This window comes from Leptolyngbya sp. AN02str, from assembly GCF_050565595.1.
GTDB lineage: Bacteria > Cyanobacteriota > Cyanobacteriia > Elainellales > Elainellaceae > Kaiparowitsia.
On the sequence record NZ_JBNXVR010000035.1, the window covers coordinates 39,323 to 63,640 of the forward strand.

At 53.2% G+C, this 24,318-nt stretch carries 20 protein-coding genes; 14 read left to right on the forward strand and 6 right to left on the reverse strand.

Annotated features, from left to right (window positions below; genetic code table 11):
• Nucleotides 1–49: 49 nt before the first annotated feature.
• Both ACQ4M4_RS21300 and ACQ4M4_RS21305 read right to left on the reverse strand, forming a co-directional pair.
• The gene (locus tag ACQ4M4_RS21300) at nt 50–1,936 is read right to left on the reverse strand and encodes a hypothetical protein (protein ID WP_430686480.1); all 1,887 of its coding nucleotides are present in this window, start codon (nt 1,934–1,936) and stop codon (nt 50–52) included.
• Nucleotides 1,937–2,283: 347 nt separating this feature from the next.
• Nucleotides 2,284–3,195, reverse strand: coding sequence for a DNA-formamidopyrimidine glycosylase (locus ACQ4M4_RS21305; RefSeq protein WP_430686481.1), 912 nt, complete (start codon nt 3,193–3,195; stop codon nt 2,284–2,286).
• A gap of 803 nt (nt 3,196–3,998) precedes the next feature.
• Between ACQ4M4_RS21305 and ACQ4M4_RS21310 the strand changes: the two genes are divergently transcribed.
• From ACQ4M4_RS21310 to ACQ4M4_RS21320, 3 genes are all read left to right on the forward strand, one after another.
• Complete coding sequence (locus ACQ4M4_RS21310; RefSeq protein WP_430686482.1) at nt 3,999–5,834, forward strand: NAD(P)H-quinone oxidoreductase subunit F; 1,836 nt, start codon at nt 3,999–4,001, stop codon at nt 5,832–5,834.
• Between the two features lie 111 nt (nt 5,835–5,945).
• Nucleotides 5,946–7,511: an NADH-quinone oxidoreductase subunit M gene (locus tag ACQ4M4_RS21315; protein ID WP_430686483.1), complete on the forward strand. Its 1,566-nt coding sequence runs from the start codon at nt 5,946–5,948 to the stop codon at nt 7,509–7,511.
• 26 nt (nt 7,512–7,537) lie between these two features.
• On the forward strand, nt 7,538–8,872 hold the full coding sequence (locus ACQ4M4_RS21320) for a CO2 hydration protein (protein WP_430686484.1): 1,335 nt from the start codon (nt 7,538–7,540) through the stop codon (nt 8,870–8,872).
• Nucleotides 8,873–8,945: 73 nt separating this feature from the next.
• Here the strand turns inward: ACQ4M4_RS21320 and ACQ4M4_RS21325 are convergent, their stop codons facing one another.
• Entirely contained in the window at nt 8,946–9,092 is a 147-nt protein-coding gene (locus ACQ4M4_RS21325; RefSeq protein WP_430686485.1) for a hypothetical protein, read from the reverse strand.
• A gap of 566 nt (nt 9,093–9,658) precedes the next feature.
• Here ACQ4M4_RS21325 and ACQ4M4_RS21330 point away from each other — a divergent pair.
• Entirely contained in the window at nt 9,659–10,483 is an 825-nt protein-coding gene (locus tag ACQ4M4_RS21330; RefSeq protein WP_430686486.1) for a YaaW family protein, read from the forward strand.
• Nucleotides 10,484–10,573: 90 nt separating this feature from the next.
• On the opposite strand, the gene ACQ4M4_RS21335 is transcribed toward ACQ4M4_RS21330, so the two are convergent.
• Nucleotides 10,574–11,608, reverse strand: coding sequence for a hypothetical protein (locus tag ACQ4M4_RS21335; protein WP_430686487.1), 1,035 nt, complete (start codon nt 11,606–11,608; stop codon nt 10,574–10,576).
• A gap of 337 nt (nt 11,609–11,945) precedes the next feature.
• Between ACQ4M4_RS21335 and ACQ4M4_RS21340 the strand changes: the two genes are divergently transcribed.
• From ACQ4M4_RS21340 to ACQ4M4_RS21385, 10 genes are all read left to right on the forward strand, one after another.
• Entirely contained in the window at nt 11,946–12,740 is a 795-nt protein-coding gene (locus ACQ4M4_RS21340) for a TerC family protein (RefSeq protein WP_430686488.1), read from the forward strand.
• Nucleotides 12,741–12,753: 13 nt separating this feature from the next.
• Nucleotides 12,754–12,996: a DUF1049 domain-containing protein gene (locus ACQ4M4_RS21345; RefSeq protein WP_430686489.1), complete on the forward strand. Its 243-nt coding sequence runs from the start codon at nt 12,754–12,756 to the stop codon at nt 12,994–12,996.
• A 254-nt stretch (nt 12,997–13,250) separates the two neighbouring features.
• On the forward strand, nt 13,251–14,018 hold the full coding sequence (locus tag ACQ4M4_RS21350) for a pentapeptide repeat-containing protein (protein WP_430686490.1): 768 nt from the start codon (nt 13,251–13,253) through the stop codon (nt 14,016–14,018).
• 483 nt (nt 14,019–14,501) lie between these two features.
• Nucleotides 14,502–14,795 carry a WGxxGxxG family protein gene (locus ACQ4M4_RS21355; RefSeq protein WP_430686491.1) on the forward strand — a complete coding sequence of 98 codons (294 nt, stop codon included), beginning with the start codon at nt 14,502–14,504 and terminating at the stop codon, nt 14,793–14,795.
• 901 nt (nt 14,796–15,696) lie between these two features.
• A complete protein-coding gene (locus ACQ4M4_RS21360; RefSeq protein WP_430686492.1) occupies nt 15,697–16,761 on the forward strand; it encodes an ABC transporter ATP-binding protein in 1,065 nt (354 codons plus the stop codon).
• Entirely contained in the window at nt 16,762–17,562 is an 801-nt protein-coding gene (locus ACQ4M4_RS21365; RefSeq protein WP_430686493.1) for an ABC transporter permease, read from the forward strand.
• A gap of 88 nt (nt 17,563–17,650) precedes the next feature.
• Complete coding sequence (locus ACQ4M4_RS21370) at nt 17,651–19,228, forward strand: GldG family protein (protein ID WP_430686494.1); 1,578 nt, start codon at nt 17,651–17,653, stop codon at nt 19,226–19,228.
• The gene (locus tag ACQ4M4_RS21375) at nt 19,159–20,001 is read left to right on the forward strand and encodes a DUF4340 domain-containing protein (RefSeq protein ID WP_430686495.1); all 843 of its coding nucleotides are present in this window, start codon (nt 19,159–19,161) and stop codon (nt 19,999–20,001) included. The genes ACQ4M4_RS21370 and ACQ4M4_RS21375 overlap by 70 nt, the downstream gene beginning before the upstream one ends.
• A gap of 181 nt (nt 20,002–20,182) precedes the next feature.
• Nucleotides 20,183–21,034 carry a formyltetrahydrofolate deformylase gene (purU, locus tag ACQ4M4_RS21380; RefSeq protein WP_430686496.1) on the forward strand — a complete coding sequence of 284 codons (852 nt, stop codon included), beginning with the start codon at nt 20,183–20,185 and terminating at the stop codon, nt 21,032–21,034.
• Nucleotides 21,035–21,165: 131 nt separating this feature from the next.
• Nucleotides 21,166–21,540, forward strand: a complete 375-nt coding sequence (locus ACQ4M4_RS21385) for a hypothetical protein (protein WP_430686497.1) — start codon at nt 21,166–21,168, stop codon at nt 21,538–21,540.
• Here ACQ4M4_RS21385 and ACQ4M4_RS21390 read toward each other — a convergent pair whose 3' ends face one another.
• Together ACQ4M4_RS21390 and ACQ4M4_RS21395 are read right to left on the reverse strand one after the other, a co-directional pair.
• Complete coding sequence (locus tag ACQ4M4_RS21390; protein WP_430686498.1) at nt 21,541–22,218, reverse strand: DUF2834 domain-containing protein; 678 nt, start codon at nt 22,216–22,218, stop codon at nt 21,541–21,543.
• Between the two features lie 103 nt (nt 22,219–22,321).
• Nucleotides 22,322–24,178, reverse strand: coding sequence for a chloride channel protein (locus ACQ4M4_RS21395; protein ID WP_430686499.1), 1,857 nt, complete (start codon nt 24,176–24,178; stop codon nt 22,322–22,324).
• Between the last annotated feature and the right edge of the window lie 140 nt (nt 24,179–24,318).

Below are 24,318 nucleotides of genomic sequence, written 5' to 3' on the forward strand. Positions count from 1 at the left end.
CAGTGTCGTGGCAGCACTGTAGCTTACTAGGGTTTTGCGATCGCCCAGTTTATTCAACTGGAATTGGCTGAACCACAACATCTAGATTAAAAGGAATAGCCCGTCTGGAAAATTCGGTGGCTTCGTTGACGACCATAATGAAGCGGAGCCGATAGGTGCCGGGTTCTTGGGGAACGTGGATGGTGCCGATGGCTTCGGCAGTTTCGCCAGGGGCATGGTTGCCCGATACATACAGGTATTGTGGGTTTTCAACCGGAACTCCAGGCTGGTCGGGAAGGAAGAACTCGCCTTTGGCGATCGCCAAACCCCAGTCCAGTCCGGTTTCATAGCCAAACCAGCCAATTTCTCCAATGTTGTACACTCTAGCCCGCAGTGGCAAACGCTCGTTGGGCGACGCAACAATTCGGTTTTGGTAGAAGGGCAGGCCATTGGCTTGACGCAGCGACAGTACAACCCCACCAAACGCCTGTACATATAGCGGCTTGTTGGGAATGGCTTGCGTCATTTCGTAGTACACACGCCGCGCATGGCGACCCACTTGGGTATCGCGCCATTGCCACACCCGCGCCGCATCGTAAACGGGAATCCCATTCCAATTGTTGGCCCCAAATGCGCCAACGAGCTGCGGAAACACCGACAGCACTATCAGGACACTCAACCCAACCGAGAGCGATCGCTGTGTACGACGGTTAAACCGAAACCAATGCTCCACCCCAAACTGCACCGTGTAGGGAACCAGCAACCCCAAAATGGGCATTGTATCGGCCACTAGGCGAGGGCCATAGCTCCATCCTGCCGTCCAGTCTGAGCTGAGGCACAACTGCAACAGCCGAAGCAACGCGGCTCCGCCCATCAGCGTGAGCAACAGTTCATCCCGTCGTGCCCGCCGTTGATAGGCCAGACATGCCCCTGGAATTGCCAGCCATACAATTGGCGAGAACATCAGCAGACCTCGGCTGGGGCTAATGATAAGACCAACGAAAGCAGTGAGAAACGATTCCAACCCAGGCCACGCGAACTGGCCTGCCTCCTGGGCTGCCGCTCCCAGCCATACCGCCTCCATGCTCCAGCCAAAAAAGTAGGAATTCCAGCCCAATGCCAGCAAAAGCGATGGCAACCCCAACAGCACGCACAGCGCCTCCCACCGAAAGGCCAGGATGGCGTAAGCGATCGCCGCCACCGCATATCCCGTACTAGAGGGCAAAATGCCCGGTAGCAGTCCCGCCAAAATGCCGACCACCACCAGCAACCGTTTGCGCCGCCCCTTAACGGTGACGTTGGCCTTGAGCAAGCTCAGAATTAACGCCAGAACTACCAAATTGGCCGCACCCTGAGGCCACAATCCCTGCGACCCTGTCATCCATGTATTGGTGCAAAACGCAAAAATGAAGGTGGATAGCAGCGAAACGCTGGGTGAAAACTTGAGCCGCGCAGCCAGGTAAAACAGCATGACGCTCAAGGCCCCGATCGCGATCGCCGCCGTTTTCTCAAAGGCATCTATCAACGGACGGGCCGCTGGATCTAGCAAATTCAACCGACTTTCCACCGAGTCCGTCACCAAAAACTGCAACAATTCCCACAGGTGCAGTCCACCCCACAGCACCAGATAGATTGGAAAACTGATGATGGCTGTACCAATGGGATAGGCTGATGTGAGATGACCATTGGGTGCTTCGACCAAAAAGGCGGGTGTGCTACCAGACGCACTGTATAAGTAAGAATCGCGCAGGGCATCAAAGTGTAAAGCACCCGTTTCAAGCCAGTTCAAAGCCGCGATCGCATTAGGCAGCGTTTCGTGTGCCCCAATGGCCTTACCATTCAAGCCATACACCAGGCTGCAAACCACCAAAATGGTGAGGCAAATTAGGCTTTGCGAAGGATTGTTCCAAAAGTTGAGAGTCAGCCGAAGCAGCCTTGGGGCACGGGTCAACGCCATGATGAAGCAACAAAACCGCAAATGCGATCGCTCGATACAGGTTAGAACTTATGCAGTTGGGCCATGTTCATGAGCCTTGTGGCTACAACATCACCCAAAAATCTCACGCAGGTCCTGGCAAGTGGTTGTGTTTCACAGTTGTGGATGTGTGTGGTAGAAGGGTGGTGGAGCTGCCCTTCTACCACACACATCCACATGTCTAGAACATTACCTGGCAAGTAAACGGCGCAACTAGTCTAGCGTGAGAGAGCACCATCACCCAACGGTCTTCACTCCCTGCAACAGGGTTAAACACCTCAATTGCAAAACCCCATGCCCCAACAGTCAACCGAGATTGTATGGGTGGCTTATCGCTGGCAAATGAGGCAAAAATGGGCCGAGCGTCCTGCTATTTTTAACCGTTGAATTTCGCCGCCACAGGTGCGGCAGGGCTGGCCTTCGCGGTCGTACACCCAGGCTATGCCGCCATAGTTGCCGTTAATGCCAGCCACGTCTCGAAAGTCGCTAAAGGTTGTCCCTCGAGCGGCGATCGCCGCATGCAACACCTGCCGAATCGCTCCGTGCAACTGGGCAATTTGCTTGGGCTTGAGCTTGGCACACAGGGTCGTCGGACGCAGACCGCTCAAAAACAGCGCCTCGTCTGCATAAATATTGCCAATCCCGGCTACCAATGCCTGATCCAGCAGCGCATTTTTAATTGGCCGCTGGCGATCGCGCAACTTTTCAGCAAAATATGGTACCGAAAACTCAGGAGATAACGGTTCTGGACCCAAGCGTGACAACCCCGTCATCACCACTTCGGGAGCGATACCGGGCGGCACGTACCACATTTGACCAAAGGTGCGCTGGTCTACAAACCGCAGCTCTTGCCCTTGGCCCAAAAAGAAGCGCACCCGTGCATGTTTTTGCAACGGATCAGACTGGGGCACCCACAACAGTTGCCCGGTCATCCGCAAATGCACGCCCAAATATCCTGCTGCCGAAGGCCCCAATCGCGTAAATTCCGGCTTGGTCTCAGCGTCTGCATGAGTGGATGCTGACCCTTCCTGTAGCTCGGCCAGTAAATATTTGCCGCGGCGATGCCACTGGCTGATCGCTCGACCCTGTAGCTCGGCCAAAAATGCGATCGCCGAGTCTGGATAAGCCACCGTCCGTTCTAGCAGCACATCGCCGCCTTCAATCACTTGGTTTAACGTGACTTGGTTTAATCCCAGACGTACAGTTTCAACTTCGGGCAGTTCGGGCACAGGCAGCGACACCCACAAAAACAACTAACACAACAGCCGTCACCCCCTCAGGAGTCATTCCCTCAGGCAACAGGGACCCACACAAAACCTAGTGCGATCGCCCGTACTCCTAATCTAGCGTGACCCCAGGTAACCTGAGCACTCCACCATTGAGAATGCAACTGCCATCTCTACTCCACATAACCCACGCACAATGTACAGGATCTGGGTTGCTCAGGACTTACGCAGTCGAATGGATTTTTGAGCGCTAACCGCTCAAAAATCATTAACCCCCTGGTTTTTCGTCTGAAGCGCGAAAGGCCTATCCTTATATTTTGGAGGTGGTTTGGATGGATCTTCTGAATGGTGAGTTGTAAATTGGCCTTACACAAATCACCCAACTACGCAACTTCTAAAACAGTAAGCATAGATACTTATTGATAGACAAAATCAAGCCAAACGATAAGAAAAAGCAAATTTAATACCCTAGTGCCATCGATTTTTATCGATTATGATACGTGAACAGATAGATTGAAAGCTATCAAGTTTATTGAAGCTGTAGAACACTTCTATGGATTCAATGCATGGCTCCAGGCAATAAATGATTGCTGAGTCTGTTTATCTATCTTTTTTTTCTGCTGCGATTTCACCAGGGCTTCTGTTGTGAGTCAGCGTCTATGCTTGCTCGAGAAGCTGCAGTCAGAAAACCCCATTCATCCGTTGCCCTGCGCTGTTCTGGCCTCAGGGCGGTGTGGCAGTCTCTAGTTTCGGTCTGAAACGGGTTCGAGGCTTGCTGTTGCTTTGATGTCACTATCATTCGTTAAGGATGTTCGTCCATGCCTCCACTTTTTGTCCAAACGGCCTGGCTGGTTCCAATCTACCCGTTGATTGGGATGCTGCTGTCGGCTCTGTGGTTTCCATCCATTACTCGGCGTACGGGGCCTCGGCCTGCTGGGTATGTCAATATCGTGACCACGCTCACCGCCTTCATTCACTCCTTGCTGGCGCTGGTTGCACTGTGGCATCAGCCAGCTCTACACCAAACGGTGCCTTGGCTTCAGGTGGCGGGGTTGGATCTGTCGATTCCCATTGAGATATCGGCACTGACCGTAGGTGCTATGGTGCTGGTGACCGGATTGAATTTGTTGGCACAGGTCTATGCCGTTGGGTATTTGGAGGCAGATTGGGGCTGGGCACGCTTCTATTCACTGCTGGCCTTCTTTGAAGCAGGTATGTGCGGGTTGGTGCTTTGCGACTCGCTGTTTTTTGCTTACGTTATTCTCGAAATTTTGACCTTGGGAACCTATCTACTGGTGGGTTTTTGGCTGAACCAGTCTCTTGTGGTGACTGGCGCTCGAGATGCGTTTTTGACGAAGCGAGTGGGCGACTTATTCCTATTGATGGGGGTATTGGCTCTGTATCCCTTGGCGGGGACGTGGGACTTTGTCAAGCTTACGGAGTGGGCTGCTACTGCAGATGTCAATCCCACATTGATGACGCTGGTGGCGCTGGCGCTGCTGGCTGGGCCAATGGGCAAATGCGCTCAGTTTCCATTGCATTTGTGGCTGGATGAGGCTATGGAAGGGCCTCTTCCCAGTACGGTTCTGCGAAATTCGGTTGTGGTGGCAACCGGGGCTTGGGTTCTGGTGAAATTGGAGCCTGTGTTGGCGCTGTCGCCCACGGCAATGACGGTGGCGATCGCCATTGGTTCGGTTACGGCTCTTGGCGGTACGCTCATCTCCATTGCGCAAATTGATATCAAGCGATCGCTTTCCTATCTTGTCAGCGCTTACATGGGCTTAACGTTCATTGCCGTTGGTACAGGCAATACTACGGCGGCTTTGTGGATTGTGCTTACCCATGCGATCGCCATGGCGGCATTGGTCATGTCTAGCGGGTCCATCGTGCTGAATAACGTTACCCAGGATTTGACCCAGCTTGGCGGGTTGTGGAGCCGTCGTCCGGTTACGGGCTTATCCTTTGTCGCTGGCGCATTGGGTCTGATTGGCTTGCCTCCCTTAGGTGGATTTTGGTCCATGCTGATGCTGGCCGATGGTATGTGGAGTTCTCACCCGGTGCTAGTGGGCGTGCTGTTGGTAATCAATGCCTTGGCGGCCTTTGCCGTAGTGCGGGTGTTTGGTTTGGTGTTTGCAGGTTCTACCAAGCAGATGACGGTGCGATCGCCCGAAAATTTGTGGCCTATTACCTTACCCATGACCTTTGGAGCCGCGTTGGTGCTGCACTTGCCCATTGCCCTGCAACGCTTGTCGTTGCTGCCAGAGTGGGCCAGCCTCAATACCGACCTGGCTTTATTGCTCACGTGGTCTAGTATCTTTGGCCTGAGTCTGGGAGCGGTGGTCTATATCGGTAACTTCATTTCCAAGCCGATTCAGCTTCCCTGGAAAGGGCTGCAAGATCTGTTTGCCTACGACTTTTACACCCCCAACCTGTACCGCTCTAGCGTGGTGGGCAGTGTGGATATCATCTCGCGGTTTACCGACTGGTGCGATCGCTACATTGTAGACGGCTTGGTGAACTTTGTTGGGCTTGCATCCATTTTTAGTGGCGAAACGTTGAAGTACAGCAACTCAGGCAAGGGACAATTCTACTTTTTGACCATTGTTGTGGGCGTGGTAGTGTTTGCGGTCACGCTCGGCTGGTCACAGTTCTAAACCGTGATAGGCCTAAACCGTGACAGGTCTAAACCATGTCTGTATGAAAACAGCAGTCCTGATTTGGATTCCTTGTCTATTCATCGTCTGTTCATCTAAGTGGGGTTTGTGATGCTGAGTTTGCTCATATGGATTCCAATTGCGGCGGCGGGGGCGATCGCACTGGTACCCAGCCAGTTTTCGGCCAAGCAAGTGCGCAGTATGGCGGCGATCGCCAGCACCATTTCCTTCGTACTGTCGCTCTGGCTCATTGCCCAGTTTGATCTCACCAATCCTGGCTTCCAGTTTGAAGAAAACATGCCGTGGCTGGAATGGCTGGGTTTGAACTATCAGCTTGGGGCTGATGGCCTGTCGATTTCGCTGCTGGTGCTGAATGGTTTGCTGACGCTGATTGCCATTTTTAGCAGTAGCGCCACGTTAGAACGGCCACGAATGTTTTATTCCCTGGTGCTGTTGGCTAGCGGTGGCATTGCCGGAGCGTTTTTGGCGCAGAACCTGCTGCTGTTCTTCTTGTTCTATGAACTGGAGCTGATTCCGTTTTACCTGCTGATTTCGATTTGGGGAGGAGCCAAGCGCAGCTACGCGGCAACGAAGTTTCTGATTTACACTGCCGTTTCGGGTGCGTTGGTGCTGGTTGCATTTCTGGGATTGGTTTGGTTGTCAGGTGCATCGACCTTTGGGTACGAAGCGCTGTTGGGCCAAGCGCTGCCCATGAGCCTGCAACTCGTGCTGCTGGGACTGCTGCTGGTGGGGTTTGGTATCAAAATTCCCCTGGTGCCGTTTCACACTTGGCTACCGGATACCTATGTAGAAGCCTCCGCTCCAGTCACAATTCTGTTGGGTGGACTGCTTGCAAAGTTGGGAGCCTATGGCATTTTTCGGTTTGGTTTGGGCCTATTTCCCGATGCGTGGGGCAAACTGGCTCCCTGGCTGGCCATTTGGGCGGCAATTAGCATTATGTATGGCGCATTGGGGGCGATCGCTCAAAAGGATATCAAGCGCATGGTGGCCTACAGCTCCATCGGCCATATGGGGTACATCCTTTTGGGTGGGGCTGCTTTGACTCCGTTGGCCATGGTGGGAGCGGTCTCTCAAATGGTGGCCCATGGATTGATTCTGGCGATTTTGTTCAACCTGGTGGGTTTGATCGAAGAGAAGGTGGGCACTCGTGATTTGGATGTGCTCAATGGCTTAATGAACCCGGTACGGGGCCTTCCTGCGGTGAGTTCGCTGCTGGTAGTAGGTGCCATGGCCAGTGCTGGCATTCCTGGGCTGGCTGGGTTTGTGGCGGAGTTCTTGATCTTTCAGGGTAGCTATGCGGTGTTTCCGGTGCAAACGCTGCTAGCCGTGGTAGGAACCGGCTTAACGGCGGTGTACTTTGTGATCCTGCTCAACCGCACCTGCTTTGGCAAGCTCGATAACAAAACGGCTTACTATCCCAATGTTTCGGTGGCTGAAAAGGCTCCAGCTCTGGTGTTGGCCGGTATTGTTCTTTTCTTGGGCCTGCAACCCACCTGGCTCGTGCGTTGGAGTGAATCCACAACCAAGGTGATGGTGGCGGCGGTGCCTTCGATGGAAACAACGGCTGATATCGTACCCGCATCGGCTCCTGCACTCAAGCCGTTTGTCATGCCAGAACCTGCGATCGCCCAACTCAATACTCCAACCCAACCGTAAACCTAAGCAACGCCTGGAGAATCCCCATGACCACCTTCATGACCCCACTTTCCACGAGCGATCGCCCAGCCTCCATGGCTGCGGAAAAGTTGCCGCCTTCCACTCATGAGTTTGCCCACATCATTCATCGGCTAGAGGCGGGCGGTGCAATGCTGCCCGACACGCCCGAAAACCTGATGCAGATCATTGGCATCTACAAGGCGTATGCGGTGCCCATGGACTTTTACTGGCGGGATCTGCTCTACATTGGTGAGCGCGTTTTTCTGCAGCCGCTGCCCTTCTTCAAGTACTTCATTCCAAAGGAGTACATGGATCTGCCCAACCACTATGCTGGGGACACCGCCGACCTGCGGATTTGGCGAGGCGGGGCCTCGGCCCATCCCGAGCTGGTGGAATTTATGGAAAAGGGCGAACTGAAGCGCAAACTGCCGCGATTGCTGCACCACTGGTATCACGATCGCATCAACATGGAGTTTGCCGAGGAGTGCATGCGCGCCATGCTGTGGCACGGTCGGGATATGGGCTACGGTAAGTTCGATGCCTTTTTGGATACTGACGAGTACAAGCAAAACTGCGATCGCGCTATTCGGGCCTACTTCAAGCGCAATCCGGTCATGCTGGGAATGTACAAACTGTTCCCTGATATGTTCTACGAGCAGTGCCGCCAATCCTCCTACTACGCCAACCTGGGCTTGTTCTGGGAAGTGATGGCTCCGGTCTTCTTCGAGATGTCGGATCTGTACGATGAGGGCAAACTTACCAGCGTTCCCGAGGCCATGAATTTCCTGGTGAATGGCATTTTTGCGATCGCCGGACGGCCCATTTATCACCATGTATACGTTGGCGACGAGTGTTTTGAGCTGATTCCCAAATCCAAGGGCTTTACCTGGCTATACGAGGCTGCTCTGCCCTATGTGGAAGCTGTGTTTTACCGCACCGCTCCCTTCCGAGGCACCAAGTCTTACAATGCTCAGGCCAAGCAAGTGCCCGAAGATCAAAAGGATTTTCACTATGGGGTGCTGTATGCAGATAAATTTCCTGTCGGCACGGCGGGGATTCCGCCCACGCTGCTAGCTCAAGATATGCTGCGCTTCTTGCCGCCTTACCTGGAAGAGTACTACCAACAGTACTGCCGGGGTGAAGATGACATGCTGGTGCAGCTAGCTGTGACATTCCAGCGGTCGATGTATTGCGTTACCTCCGCCGTGATCCAGGCCTTGCGAACGGCGCTTCTGTATCCCCTAGATGATCCAAATCCGCAACATTTGCTCGCTAACCGTCAGTTTTTTGAATCGCAGCTTGATCGGTTCAAGCGGACTGAGTCTCGGATTCGCGAAATTCAATCTCAGGATTATCGCTAATCTTAATTTGTCGTCATTCTATGGTTGTCTATTCAACAACGACATGTGATTGGTACGCGAACTGTATCAATCTTCAGCGCCAATCTTCAACCAGTGCGATCGCCGCATAGGTTTGCCACCTGAGATACGCTCTTGTAGAGCCTAATTCAGGTTGAATGGTATCCATCGAATTGGCTTCCGAATTGGCATCAGCCGTTTCCATATTTTTCACACTCATCATCCCCACGGAGTAGAGAAACCCAACACCATGGAGGCTTCTCTACTCTTTTTTATTGAGGTTTTTATTGAGGAAGTTTGTTGATGCAATAGTCCTCATGTATAAATTGTTGCGCGGCTCCAATGCGCAACAATTTATGCTTTAAACAGCCATTCGTGCAGAAGGCTTAATCAACGGCTGCACCTGTTGGTTCAGCTGCTATGGTGCAGAGACGTTGAATGAGCCAGGGCTTATGCAGTTGAATGATTTTTGGGGCACTTAGCGTCCGAAAAATCATTCAACCCCCTGGTTTTCATATGAAGTGCGTAATTCCTATAAATTTTTCGTGAGAGTAATGGCGGCGATCGCCCATCGTTCGGTGCAATTGGCGCGACAAGGATTGGTGCCGCAGAAAAATCTCGTGTCGATTTGCCCAAAGAATTGCTATCAATAGGGAGGCTTTGCAGTAGACTGCTTTCATAATTTGTTTTGATTTGATTTGTTAAAAATTGCCCCATAGCGAACTGATATCACAGGGTGCTCAAGGGATTTTTAAGCAGTTAGGCGATAAAAAACGGAGGGATTGAAACGTGGACGAGCTAAGAGCGGCGTTGGAACTCGCGACCTATGACGAACTAGAGTTACTAACCGAAATACTGTTTCGTCGTAAGTTAAATCCGCTCGATTACGTGTGTACTCCCGATCCTTTGGATGTGCAAAGCCAAGACCGCGACGACTGGATTGACGCCTTAGAAGATCGCTTCCGCTTTTTAGCCGCCGATGGCATGACCGTGCTGCGGGGCAAGTCCGCCGAAATCAGCTATCGCCACGTGCTGATTCAGGTTTGCCGATACCTCAAAATTCCCTATTCCCAAAGCCTATCCACGCCCGACATTGAGGCCGAAATTTTTCTGCACATGCTGCATCGCGCTTGGTGCAAGCTATCGCCTCGCGAGCAGCAAACCTTTAGCGGAGAGCTACAGCGGGCTGTTTCCCAGTCGGAACTGGCCAAGCAGTTGCCCCCCTCGTTTCAAACTGACCCAGCAGCCCTATTGCTTAAGGGGGGCAGTGTTGTTGCGATTAACTCGCTAGTGCGGCCCTGGCTGCTGCAACAAATGGCCAGACAGTTTATGCTGCATGCGGCGAAGTATCAGGTTGCCAGACAAGCCGTACAAACGGGGGCGATCGCCAGTCAGGTTGCCTTGCAAACAGCGCAGCGCAGCATGGCCGTGAGTGCTGCTCGATACGGTGCCGTGCGATCGGTGTTTGCGGTGGTTGGCCCTGCCCTGTGGATGTGGCTATTTGTGGATTTGGGCTGGCGAGCGATCGCCACAAACTACGCCCGTGTGATTCCGGTGGTGTTCACCCTCGCGCAAATTCGCCTAACCCGCGCAGGCATGTACCAACTGGCTTAATCCACAACCATCCAATTAGTTCTCGATCCAATCAGCGCACTCAAGATGCTGGTTGGCTAGCTCTGATAACCTCCCAATCAGGCCAGCGTGCTAAATTGGCGAGCCACCGGGCGAGGGTTGCGCCTTCAAATAATCCAAAAACTCGATGAGTTCGGCTTCGTTGAGTTCCTGGCGCGATCGCTTGCCGTAGGTTTGCTTCAGGTGTTCGCGGCCTCGACTGTTGCTCCATCCTAGCCGCTTTAGCTCGACGCTCGTTTCGGCAATGATGTTAGACAAATCAACCGTTGCGGGGGAAAAGCTGTCGGCAACGATGGGCTCTGACACAGGGGATGGCAGAGGAGCCGAATTTGCCAACTCAGTGGACTTGCGCCGGGGCTTTTTGGCTGCTGGGGCTTCGCTGTTGGCTGTGCCTTCCGGGAGCAAATCGCTGGCTCGCTTTAAGCTGGCGATCGCCGACAAATCCTCCACTGGCTCTGACTCATCCAGCTCACTGCTAGCGGCAATGTGGCTGTAGAAGTCGGCCACAATCGGTGCATCTTCCTCATCGGGGAAGTCTGGCCCATCATCCAGTTCGGGAGGGGGCTCGGGTAGTGGCTCATCCCAACTGGGGTCAGCCGTTAATTCAACGCTGGAGGCTTGGGGCTCTGGCTCTGGCTCTGGCCCTGGCTCTGGCAGGGATTCTGGTAGAGGTTCTGGTAAGGGGGCGATCGCCGATGAGTGAGGCAAAGGCGGCAACGACACCTCCACCGGAACCCGAGTTGCACCTAGCTTGACATCCATCTCAGGAGCGGGTGGTGGAGAGAGAGGGGCAATTGCCGGGGCTGGTTGGGCTGGAGTCCATAGCGGTGTTGCGACCAGTGATGTGCCCGTAGATGCCGTAGGAGCCGATGTGGGGGTGGAAGGCAGATGCAGCCCGAATGCTTCTAGGGCGCGGGTTTTAGCGTGGTCTTCTGCCGCTTCTATAGAGGCTTCTGCGGCGAGGCCACTAGCCAGCGTTACGCCGCCAAATTGCACCATGGCTCGCACCACAAACAGCTGATTGTGTACGGTAGATAGCTCTGACACCAGCGAACCACCGGGATATTGAGCCCGAAACTGAGCCAGCAAAGAAGAAAATGAGGCCATATTAAAGATGTAGAGATAGCAGTTAGGCGGTTGGGAGCTGCTTGGAGAAACTGTAGAAAGGGAGAAGCTGTAGAAACCCAGTCATAACCAGAGAGATGCAATGCCAAAAGGGAGTTGCGATCGCTCTGCACACCAGCTTGGTTCCAGCGGTTGAGTCATGCTTAGCGCAGGTTCTATCTCTATCCTGCCGCAACCCATACCCCAACCACGATGGAATGCTGTGGAGCAATCGAGGGTCATGTACAAGCATTACACGTTAAAGTGAGTGAGAGGATTTTGCAAGTGCTTGATACAAAAGCGGCTTGCATGCCACTTTCAACTGTTTGCTGGGCGATTCATGTTAGATGCATTACTAGATTGGTCACCCAATCTTGGGGTTGATACGCTGTTGTTGCTACTGGTGTTGATTGCACTTGAGGCCGTGCTGTCGGCGGATAATGCGATCGCCCTTGCAGCGATTGCCCGCGGGCTAGAAACCCCAAAACAACAGCAGCAAGCGTTAAACCTGGGATTGCTGGTGGCCTTTTTGCTGCGGATGCTGCTGATTGTGACAGCAACCTGGGTGATCAAGTACTGGCAATTTGAACTAGCAGGCGCGTTCTATTTGCTATGGCTGGTGTTTAAGTATTTTACCTCTGACGACTCCAATGATGGCGAAGGCCACCACCATGGGCCTCGGTTTACCTCGTTGTGGCAGTCGATTCCGGTCATTGCATTTACCGATCTGGCATTTTCGTTAGATAGTGTCACCACGGCAATCGCTCTATCAGATGAGCTATGGCTAATTTTGACAGGTGGCACGATTGGCATTATTACCCTACGGCTGATGGCGGGTCTGTTTATTCGCTGGCTCAAGGAGTACACCCATCTCGAAGATGCGGGATATGTCACGGTGGGGCTGGTGGGCTTGCGGCTGTTGCTGCGCGTTGTTCAGCCCGAGTTTGTGCCTCCCGAGTGGATTATGATTAGCGCGATCGCCATTCTGTTTACGTGGGGCTTTTCCAAGCGAAACGAACTGGATGAGCCCGTACCCGCCACTGGGGTTGCAGACGCGATGGGCGACGCCACCGAAAACTCTGCGGCGATCGCCAGTGACGCTGGAAAGCAAACCCAGGAAATTTCTGCCGATTAACCCGACCGAATTTATGATCAGGCTTCTGACTTCCCTTATTGTTGCAACCTGGGTTAGTGCGATCGCCCTCGTGTCTGTCCAAAATGCGAGGCCCGTTTCCCTGCGATTTCTCACCGTTCAAACGGTTAACATTCCAGTAGGGGTGCTGTTAGGCTTTAGTGCTGCTGTGGGCATGGTGGGAACTGCGGTTCTTCTACCGGGCGATCGCCGTCCTACCACTCAGCTAGATGAACCCGACTCCCAAGACGACTTTTAACTAAGCTGGGTTGCGTTTCACAGTTTTGGATGTGTGTGGTAGAAGGGCGGCTTCACCGCCCTTCTACCACACACATCCACATGTCTAGAACATTACCCAAGCTGGCAAAGAGCCGCAAGCTTGAACGCTAAACGACAACCTGCATCCCCTGTAACTCTGCACAATCATCCATTGAGATGACCCAGTTACAGGATGAGGGCGATCGCCTGTCTCCAGTATGGTGAAGACAATCGAATCATCAGGAGCCAGTGACAATGTCTTACGGCAGCACTCACAATTTTTCAACTTTTAGTGCTTCCTCTGCGCCGCTATCCCAGCAAAATGCTCTCGTTCCCGCTGGGGTTGTCACCACGGTTGATGCTCTTTTGAGCCGATTGACCGCCGGCGAAACCCAATTTGCCAAAGCAATCCTTAACAACGCTCGCCTCATGCAAGTTGTGCTGGATCGCGTCAACCTGTTTGAAGCCGAGCTAAATCAGGCCAACCTCACTCGTTCTAGCCTGTGCCGTGCCAACTTGTGCCTTGCAAAGCTCAGTCGGGCTCAGCTCATTGCTGCTAACTTGAGCGGAGCGAACCTAACCGGAGCCCTAATTGATGATGCCAATCTTACAGGGGCCGTATTGGTAGGAGCCGACTTGCACCAGGCCAACCTCAGCCATTCATTGTTTGGTGGGGCTACCCTCGATGGAGCCATGCTATGCCGCAGTCAAATGCGCCACAGCAAGCTCAATGCTGCCTCTCTACGGGGGGCTGATATGAGTGCTGCTGACCTTACCCGTGCCGACCTCAGCGGGGCCAATCTTAGTGGGGCGATCGCCTGGAGCGCCGTTCTAGTTGGTGCACGCCTACAAGGAGCCGATCTCAGCGGAGTAGACTTTAGCCGTGCCAACCTGACCAATGCCAACCTGGCTGGCGCTTTGGTAAAAGGGGCTGACTTCAGCAAATGCATTCTCAAAGATGCAATTATGCCCGATGGTACTCTCAATCCATCCAGCAGCATGAAGGGCACCCAATCGATTTAACCTGTCTTTGGCAACGCTACCTTTTGACAGACATGAACTCTTAATTGTTCAAGAACTGTCTTTTGGAGGTTGTAGATTGGGCGGAGTTGTGGAGAACTAGGAGCTCAATGCCGAAGCTGCATGCTCAGTTTGAACCTCAAAGCGGTATATCGATATTGGTTGAGCCATTTCTATGGATTAAGCCAAATAAAAAATATAGACTGCAACGCTGAATCAGGCGAAACAAAACCTGGACTTTTTAGGCTGCTTTTACAATGAAAATCGATTTATAAAAAACCCTTTTTCAAAATGATTTTCTGATTCTGAGAACTATTCATAAAACATAATAATTGCCCATTTCTAATGGGTGATTTCAGACATGGCGGACTGTAGATATAGTGAAGCCATAAACGATTTTGTAGACCATTTCTAGTCCTTTAGATAGAGCAGTCTACATCATCCTTGAATAATGCGAACTGAGAGTCCTTTAAGAGGTATTGAATCATGAAAAATGCAAGCTTGAAAAAAATTGTTGGAACCAGCGCACTTGCTCTTTCGCTAACAGTTTTGTCGGGTGGAATTGCGGCTCAAGCTCAGGACACCGTACCTGGCGGCACCGTAACTGAAACTGAAGTTGAAACAGACGATGATGGATTTGATTGGGGTTGGTTAGGTTTGCTGGGTCTATTGGGCTTGGCTGGTTTGCGCGGTCGGGATGATGATGACCGTAGAACAGTTGCTTACCGCGATCCTGAAGGTGCTTCTCGCACAGGTACGGGAAGTGGCCCCCTGCGATAATTGCACCAAGCCCAAACCTTCGAAAATCAGAGGGTTGAATGATTTTTGGAGCACTAAGTGCTCCAAAAATCATTCGAAATCATTCAACTGCGTAAGTCCTAACCTGTGTGTGAGTTGGGTGACATGCTACTCGTGGACTGCTTTGCTACCGACTGTCTAGAACGAGTTTGGTATCCCCACGTACTGATCGAGTTGTGCGCTTTTACTGCATCTTCCTGGGGTAAAGGCGTACAGTCTTTTTGTAATCAGTTCATTTATCTGTGTTTTATGTCTGCCGAGTTTGTCTTAGGCCAATCCTTATTTAGCTCAAAGTCTTGCTTGGTTCGCTCTCTTTTTGATTGGGCAATCACGGTTTGTTGATGATCTTCAATGGTTGCCTATACTGCCTTGGTAGATGTTAATAGATGAGCCTGCTATTAGCTTTATGTCAGTTCTATTTTCATGGATGGTTATGAGCTTGTTTTCTAGCGGTTGAAGTAGATTTGAGACCATGACTTTTCAATCGGTGGGCTTTCATTTTTTGTGAACATTTTGTATGAAGTTTGATTTTGTTGTTGCGCGATCGCCCCATTCTGCGCATTGACCTCCATGTTTCCTCGCAAGAAGAGCTACCTGAGACGCTATTTGCGTCTCTTTTTTTGCAATTTTTTAGATAAAACATTGGGAGCTTGAGCATGGAGCTGCATGTTTTGAAAGTTGCTGAAAACGTTGTGACTTATGGCTTTGTGATTGATTTTGGGTAGCAACTGTCACTCAAATTTCGCATCAACGTCACAGAATTGGTAAGGTAAGCATCGGCAGGTTTGGCTAAAATACAGCCTGGAAAAGCCTATTGTGGGTCTACTGGCTAGCACTGCCCGTTTGCGATCGCCCTTGATCTTCCTTACCTCTTACCGCTCTCATGATTGAAGTCGAACATCTCAGCAAGACCTATGGCACCACACCTGCCATCAAGGATGTGACCTTTTCGGTTGAGCCGGGCGAAATTCTTGGCTTTTTGGGGCCAAACGGCGCAGGCAAAACCACAACGATGCGCATTTTGACGGGGTACCTGCCTGCAACAGAAGGTACGGCCCGCATTGCCGGATTTGATGTGCATGAGCAGTCTATGGAGGTGCGCAAACGAATTGGCTACCTGCCCGAAACCCCACCGCTCTATACCGATATGACGGTGGAAGGGTTTCTGCATTTTGTGGCGCGGCTGAAGGGAGTGGCACCGGGCGATCGCGCAACCCAGGTCAACTCTGCCATGGAGCGTTGTAACCTGCAAGAAAAGCGCAATGTGCTGATTCGCAAGCTATCCAAAGGATTTCGACAGCGAGTCGGCATTGCCCAAGCCATTGTGCATGATCCGCCAGTTATTATTCTGGATGAACCCACGGTTGGGCTTGATCCCCGACAAATTATTGACGTTCGCAACCTAATCAAAAGCTTGGCTGGTGATCACACAATTATTCTTTCAACCCACATCCTGCCCGAGGTCAGCATGACCTGTAACCGAGTCGCGATCATCAACCGAGGGGCAGTGGTTGCGACGAATACGCCCGACCAGCTGATGGAGCAGTTGATTGGTGGTGCGGGTTATGAGCTAGAAGTGCGGGGAGATGTGACCCAGCTTGAGCCATTGTTGCAACACATTTCGGGGGTGAAGTCGGTTGAACCGCTGGTCGCTACCGCAGAGCGCGCTGAATCCCATACACGACTGCGAGTAATGTCGGATACGGGAGCTGAACCGGGACAGGCGATCGCCGAATGTGTGGTGAATGCGGGCTTGGGCCTGTACGAAATGCGGCGCATTAAAATTAGCCTGGAAGATGTGTTTTTAGAGTTGACCACCGAAGAAAAGCCCGTCGAGGCTGAAGCCAGTCAAGCGCTCAACCCATCTCATCCCGAGACTGAAGCGACCCTATCCGAACTATCTGAACCACCAAATGAAACCACCGATTCTGAGGGAGAAGCAGCGTAAATGTGGGTTGTCTGGAATAACATTGTGGCGATCGCTCGCCGTGAACTTCAAAGCTACTTTGCCTCACCGTTTGCTTATGCGATCGCTGGCATTTTTTGGCTGCTGAGTGGTTTCTTTTTTGTGGTGGTGTTGCTGGGGCCAGAGGGCATCATTAGCCAAGTAGCAGCCCGTGACCAGTTGGGTATTACCAATCCACCGATTGATGTGCCCTATCAATTCATCAGCATTTTTTTGAATTTAATCGGCTCGTTGTCTTTGTTTTTGCTGCCGATGTTATCGATGGGGCTGTATGCCGAAGAGCGCAAGCGTGGCACATTAGAACTCCTTGCGACCTCGCCTGTCACCAATTGGGCTGTAGCCATCGGTAAATTGCTGGGAGTGGTGATTTTCTTTCTCACGCTTACCCTGCCATTTATCGCATTCGAGGCGATCGCTTTTAGTGCTTCTACCCCGCCAGCCGCCTATACAGTCTTGTTTTTGGGGCACTTGGGCCTTGTGTTGATGGCGGCCAGTGTTCTGTCCATCGGCATGTTCATTTCCTCGCTCACGGATAGCACCATTCTTGCTGCCATTTTGACCTTTGCGCTGATGTTGCTGCTGTGGGTTGCCGACCTACTGGTCAACAGCATTGGAGGGCCGATTGGTGCCACCATTGGCCACCTTTCCTTAATTCGCCACTACACCAACTTGATTCAGGGCAAGCTGGATACCAGCGCTCTGCTGCTGTTTGCCAGCTACATTGTCCTCGGCATTTTTCTCACGGCTCAATCGATTGAGACGTTTCGCTATCAGCGGTCTTAACTGTTGAGCTGAGGTTGACCCAACCTCATCATTGTCTACGGCTGAACTCTTTTTTCTTGCCCCCCACTTTGTACCCTTCGCCCTGTTTATGAAAGCGCTACAACACTGGAAATCCTGGAAGACACTCTACTGGGTAGGCCCATTTCTATTGGTGATGGGCATTTCGTCGGGGTTGGTGCTAGGTCGATGGAACTGGCTACCACTGAGCCTGCTGGGCTTGGGCTTACTGATTGTGCTGGCGTGGCTGTTTACTCAAACTCAAGGCTTGAAGTCGGTGCTGTCTCAGCGATCGGCACAGGATCGTACCAATGCCATCATCACGACGGTTGCGGTGCTGGCAATTTTTTTGCTGGCGAATGCGTTGGGCGATCGCCTCAACCATCGGTTTGACCTGACCGAGAACCGCGTCTTTACCCTGGCCCCGCAAACGGTGGAAGTGGTGCAGTCGCTGGAGCAGCCTGTGACGTTCTACGTGTTTGATGCGGCGCCAAACAATCAGGATCGCGATTTGTTGGAGAACTATCGCCGTCGGAATCCGCAACAGTTCCGCTATCGCTATATCGATCCCCAGGTAGAACCTGGCATTGCTCAACGGTTTGGGGTGCAAAACTTTGGTGAAGTGCATTTGGAATTGGGCGATCGCCGCCAATTGGTGCAATCTGTCTCGCCGGAGGAGCGCCTGTCGGAGCGACGGCTGACCAATGCACTGGCCAACATTACGAGCGATCGCCAAGCAGCGGTCTACTTTATTCAGGGGCATGGCGAACGGCAGCTAGATCCAGGGCAAGACAGCCTCTCCCAAACCGTCACAAATTTGGAAGATGAACGGTTTACTGTGGCACCGTTAAACCTGGCTGAAACGCCCCAAGTCCCAAATGATGCGGCCGTTGTGGTGCTGGCGGGGCCGCAGCGGGCTCTATCCACCGAAGAACTAGAGGCATTGCGGCAATATCAACAGCGCCAGAGCGGCCTGCTGGTGATGGTAGATCCCCAAACCAATCCAGAGCTAACTCCGCTTTTGCAACCATGGGGAGTGCAGTTGAGCGATCGCATCCTTTACAGTCCCTCTGCTGGACGCGACGGCGTGAACACTGTCATTACGCAATATGGCTCCCATCCCATTACCCAAGAACTGGGCAATGGCATCACCGTTTACCCCTTGGCGCGTCCGCTAGAAATTACGCCCGTTGAAGGAATTCAGGCGATACCACTGCTCATTACTGGAGGCGATACTCAGGCGTGGCAAGTTGATGCAGAGGGCCGCCTCTCACCCGATACCAACAACGCCCCAGCCGGAGAAATGGCCTTGGGTGCGGCCTTTAGCCGTTCGGTAGACGATGCAGAAACCGACCCATCGGCCGAGGCAGATGCTGCATCTGAGCCGGAAGCGATCTTGCCAGAGGCCCGCATGGTGGTGATTGGCAACTCTAGCTTTGTCAGCGATGGGCTGGTCAATCAATACTTCAACCGAGATGTGTTGCTGAATGCCATCAACTGGCTGAGTCAGGCCGATGGACAAACCTTTTCGGTGCGACCCGCCGAGCAAACGAATCGGCGCATTCGCCTATCGCCTGCTCAGCAGATCTGGCTCACGCTGTGTTCGCTGGCGCTGTTGCCGTTGGCTGGGTTTGCCATGGCGGTGGCGCTGTGGTGGCGGCGACGGTAAGCGGCCTTGCTCTGCCTCCAGGTCTCAGCGAGTTCTATTCACACGGAGTTGGTGCGATCGCAATGAAGCTAAAGATGGCGAATGTGTATTTGCTGACGGTGGTGCTCATTTTGGGTGCTGCGGTCTATGCCGTGCAGTATCAAAGCGAAAACCCATCGGCCTCGCAGCAAACATCGGCAAGGCCGCTGTTTCCCCAAGTGGATGAAGCGTCCATCAACTCGCTCACACTGGAGACCCAAACGCGATCGCTTTCCTTTGAGCGAGATGAAAACGGCGTATGGCGCATGACCGAACCAGAAAATGCTGTAGCCAACCAAGCTTCGGTCGCCTATTTGGCGAATCTGGTGGCAACGGGAACGAGCGATCGCACCCTCACCATCAATGCGGATGAACTGGATACCTACGGCCTCGATCAACCGTTGGCCACGCTGACCTTTGCCCAAACGGGCAAGGAACCCCGCACAGTGGTGATGGGCACGTACAACTTCAACCGCACAGCTTTGTACGCATTGATCGATCCACCAGCCACGCTTGAGGGGGAACTGTCGGTGCTGCTTGTGTCACCCGACTTTGAAACAGCGGTGACTCGCCCCACAGGTGAATGGACGGAGCCAGAAGCGGCAACCGAATCACCCACGGAAGCGCCAACCGACGCCACGGACCCCACCGAAGGCTCAGCCGAGGAACCTATAGAAGCGCCCGCCGAAACCCCATCGGCAGAAAGCCCCAATGAGGAAAGTCCAAGTTCTGAAGGCGATTCTGAACCTCAATAGAAAACAGAATTCGCGCTACAGTCTAACCGCTTTATTGGCCGCTTTCTTGGTCGCTTTATGGGTTTGATGCTAAAAATTTGCCGCTGGCTTGGAGTAATTCTGGCAAGACAAGGTGATAGATCTGGAAAAGGGCGATCGCCCATGACCCGCTTTTTTTAGCCTTTATTCCTTCGCGTTTGCAATGCTTTCCACCGCTACTTTGCTTGTTTCTTGCCCCGACCAACCTGGACTGGTTGCCAAGTTTGCCAACTTCATCTATTCCAATGGCGGCAATATCATTCATGCCGATCAGCACACCGATTTTTCGGCGGGTTCGTTTTTAACTCGCATTGAGTGGCAGCTCGAAGGTTTTCATTTGCCGAAGGACATTATTGGCCCTGCCTTTAATGCGATCGCCCAACCGCTGGGTGCCACCTGGAAGCTCCACTTCTCGGATGATATGCCCCGGCTGGCGGTGTGGGTGAGCAAACAAGACCACTGCCTGTTTGACCTAATTTGGCGGCAGCGTGCTGGCGAGTTTCGCGCCACGATTCCCCTCATTCTGAGCAACCACGAAAAGCTAGGCGACATTGCCCAGCAGTTTGGCATCGACTTTCACCACATTCCCATCACGGCAGACACCAAGCCCCAGCAAGAGGCCAAGCAGCTTCAGCTCTTGCAGGACTACAACATTGACCTGGTGGTATTGGCCAAGTACATGCAGGTACTCAGCCCCGACTTTTTGGCAAAATTCTCCAACGTGATCAACATTCACCACTCGTTTTTACCTGCCTTTGCTGGAGCCAATCCCTACGAGCGAGCCTACGAGCGGGGTGTAAAAATTATTGGCGCAACCGCCCACTATGTAACCCAAGACTTGGATGAAGGCCCCATCATTGAGCAGGATGTGGTGCGCGTGAGCCATCGCGACCAAGTGCAAGACCTAATTCGCAAAGGTAAGGATTTGGAGCGCATGGTGCTGGCCCGTGCGGTGCGGCTACATTTGCAAAACCGCGTGCTGGTGTATGGCAACCGCACGGTGGTGTTTGCTTAGGAAAAATTGAACTTTCTTGCCCCAACCTTGCCCCAACCTGTTGATATCTCGACAGCGCTACCCTGGTAACTAATAGAGTTGGCTCAAAGATGATGGTGAGGCGGATTTTTCAACTACTTTTTGGTGGCTTAATGGCGTTGTGTTTGGCGACGTTGGTGTCTTGCGCGGCCAACCAAGTGCCGGGTTCAGAGGATTCTGCAACTGGGTCGCCAACGGCATCTCCATCGGCGATCGCAGCCCCCAACAGCACCATTCCTCCCGAGGTGATGGCCACCATCCAGCAGCAAACGGCCAGTGAGTTAGGGGTGCCAGCCGATGCGCTCACCCTCGCTTCTGCCAACGAGCGCCAGTGGAGCGATGCTTGTTTGGGCGTGGCTCAGGCCAACGAAATGTGCGCCCAAATGATCACTCCCGGATACGAAATCACCTTTGATTCGCCTGATGGACGGGTGGTGGTACATACCGACAGGTCAGGGCGATCGCTCCGCATTGCTGACAAACCGTAGCTACTGAGAGCTGGAGGGACTGAGTGCTGAAGCGGACTGAGCCACGGGCTGCTCGATGGGAGGCCGCAACACCAAATAAGCCAGCGCCCCCACAAACGGCAGCAGCGCCAACGGCCAAAACCAGCCGGAGTGTTGCCAACCCCGACGAGCCATATCATCCTTCATCAACACCGGAAAGAGCAAACACAGCATGGCAAAATCGAGGCTCATGACGTGGATGAAGCGATCGCTCTGCCATCGGTTGATAAGGTCGGCCCAATTTCCTTGGGTGAGGCCGTAACCCAGCAATATCAATCCACCCACTGCCAAAACGACTCCCGTCCAGCGCGAATCCAACACGCTCAAAAATCGATTTTTCTCGCCGTTGAAGGTGGGATTGGATTTGCGAAACACCAAGTACGGCAAAATCGTGAATGCGCCCACTCCAAAGGAGCCAAGCACAAACGGGTAGGCCCGAATCCGCTGGCCGCGGCCATCAAAAAACATGAGACAGGCATAGACCATTGGCCACACGCCCATAATATTGAACAGCGCCACAATTAAAGGATTGATGCCGACCCAGTTTCCAGTTGACAGGTCGCGAATGAGCGAGAAGGTATCGGGCTGGTTGGGTGGTGCAAAGCCAAAGGCATAGACGGACAGGCCCAGCCACAACAGGGCAAAAATAATCGATGACATAACCACAGTGCAATGTTGATGAGTGCTGGTTTGATCTTAAGCGGACATTATCGATCGATAAATCTCGCTATTGCCAGAGTTTGGCGTTAAACCACTCAGCGCTTTAAGCCACGGGTTCAACAACTCGTTCTGGTTCGGGCTGTACCTGCTTGAGCGCGAGGTTGGTGCGGGCGATCGCCACCGCTAGCTCAATGCCTTCATCCGTAAGCAAGCCAACCACCTGAGCCGGAGAATCTGCCGTTATGACTGGAAGCTGATGTAAGCCGCGTGTGGTCATATGGGCGATCGCATCCGTGAGCAATTCATCGGGATGGGCATACACCAGCTTCGTGGTGCAATGTTGGCCAATCGGTTCCTGCAAGATCCCCGCCGCATCCTGATCAATCGCCTTCGAAACCAAGCGATTAATATCCGTCAGCGTCAGCAGACCCAACAGTGCATCCTGCTCATCTAGCACCAGGGCACAATGGAGCCGCTTTTCCACCAGCAGATGGGCAACCGCCTGCACCGACATCTCCGTTGAAACCAACAGGGCTGGAGGCTGCATGGCATCCGCTACAAGCAGGCTAGCCGGAATTTCGCGCTCCTCGGGCGGGGCTGTTTGCTGCTCTCCATCGGAATCCATCGCAGTCGGTTGCAACAATTCCACCGACCAAGCGCTCAGGCTCACCGCTGCCATCAGCGGCAGCACAATCCGGTAATCCTGCGTGAGTTCAAACAGCAGCAAAATTGAGGTCAATGGTGCCCGCACACTTCCGGCCAGCACTGCCGCCATGCCCACCATGGCATAGGCCGGAGGCGAGGCCATGTAAGGATTCAGCATGGGCAAGGTTAACGCCATCACCTTACCGTAGACCGACCCCAGCGATGCACCCAAAAACAGGGCCGGAGCAAACACCCCTCCTACAAAGCCGCTCCCAAAGCTAATGGATGTCATGATCAGCTTCATTACCAGCAGGGTCATCACCAGCTGAAGCGGAAACTTGACATCTTGCAAAATGGACTCTACGGTTTCGTAGCCGATTCCCAAAATTTGGGGAAACTGAAGGGCGATCGCCCCCACGCACAGTCCCCCAATCACGGGATGCACTAGATTGGGAATATTGGCCATCCATTGCAAGCCCGGAAGCTGCCCCTGAAATAGCTTTTGGGTAAAGCCCATGCTGCCCTTAAACCAAATGGAAACCAGGCTCGCCAACAGTCCTAATCCCAAATACAGCGGCAGCTCTAGCAAACTGCGCACCTCATAGGCTGGCAGCTCAAAGGCAGGCTTGGAACCCAGGCCAATTTGGGCAATCCACGCGGCCACCACCGATGCAATCAGCACAACGCTGGCTGCCGACTTGACCAGTCGCGGCCCAATCACCACCTCCAGCGCAAAAAACACGCCAGCAATCGGGGCGTTAAATCCGGCGGCCAAGCCTGCGGCGGCCCCGGCTCCCAATAGCACTCGCTGGCGATCGTGCGACACCTTCATCACCTGACCCAGCAGCAGGCTAAAGTTTGCGCCAATCTCTACACTGGGGCCTTCTGGGCCAAGCGAGGCTCCGCTGCCAAGGGAAATTGCCGCCGCTAGCATTTTGCTAATGGGCTTGAGCGGCACCAGTTCGCGCCCACCCTCCACCATCTCAATCAACGCGGTGAGCCCTGGCCCATATCCGCCCACCGCCCACCGCAACAGGCCAACTATGATGCCGCCAATTAACGGAATGAGCGCCAGAGTCCAATGGCCCCAGGTTGACAGAAACCCCGACACTTCGCCCAGCATGAGCCGATGAACGAAGCGAATCAAAAATCGGAAAACGACCACTCCTGCGCCCGCTCCAGAGCCGATTAGCAGTGCCAGCAGCAGCAAGATTGTATCTGGTGTGGGCCGCAATTGCTGCGCCAACCAGTGCCCCACGCCACCTTGGCTGGAGTTCGATGCAGACTCGGAAGGGCGATCGGGCGCGGCAGTCATAGGAAGGTTACGGGCGGTGGGTTAGAGGGAGGGCGGGAGGGGAAGTAGAGAGTAGGGAATGGGGAGTGGGGAATCTGGTGGCAGGTTTGTGTTGGGTGATTTGCGTTGGACTGTGATTGTAATGTACCTCAATCCCAGGT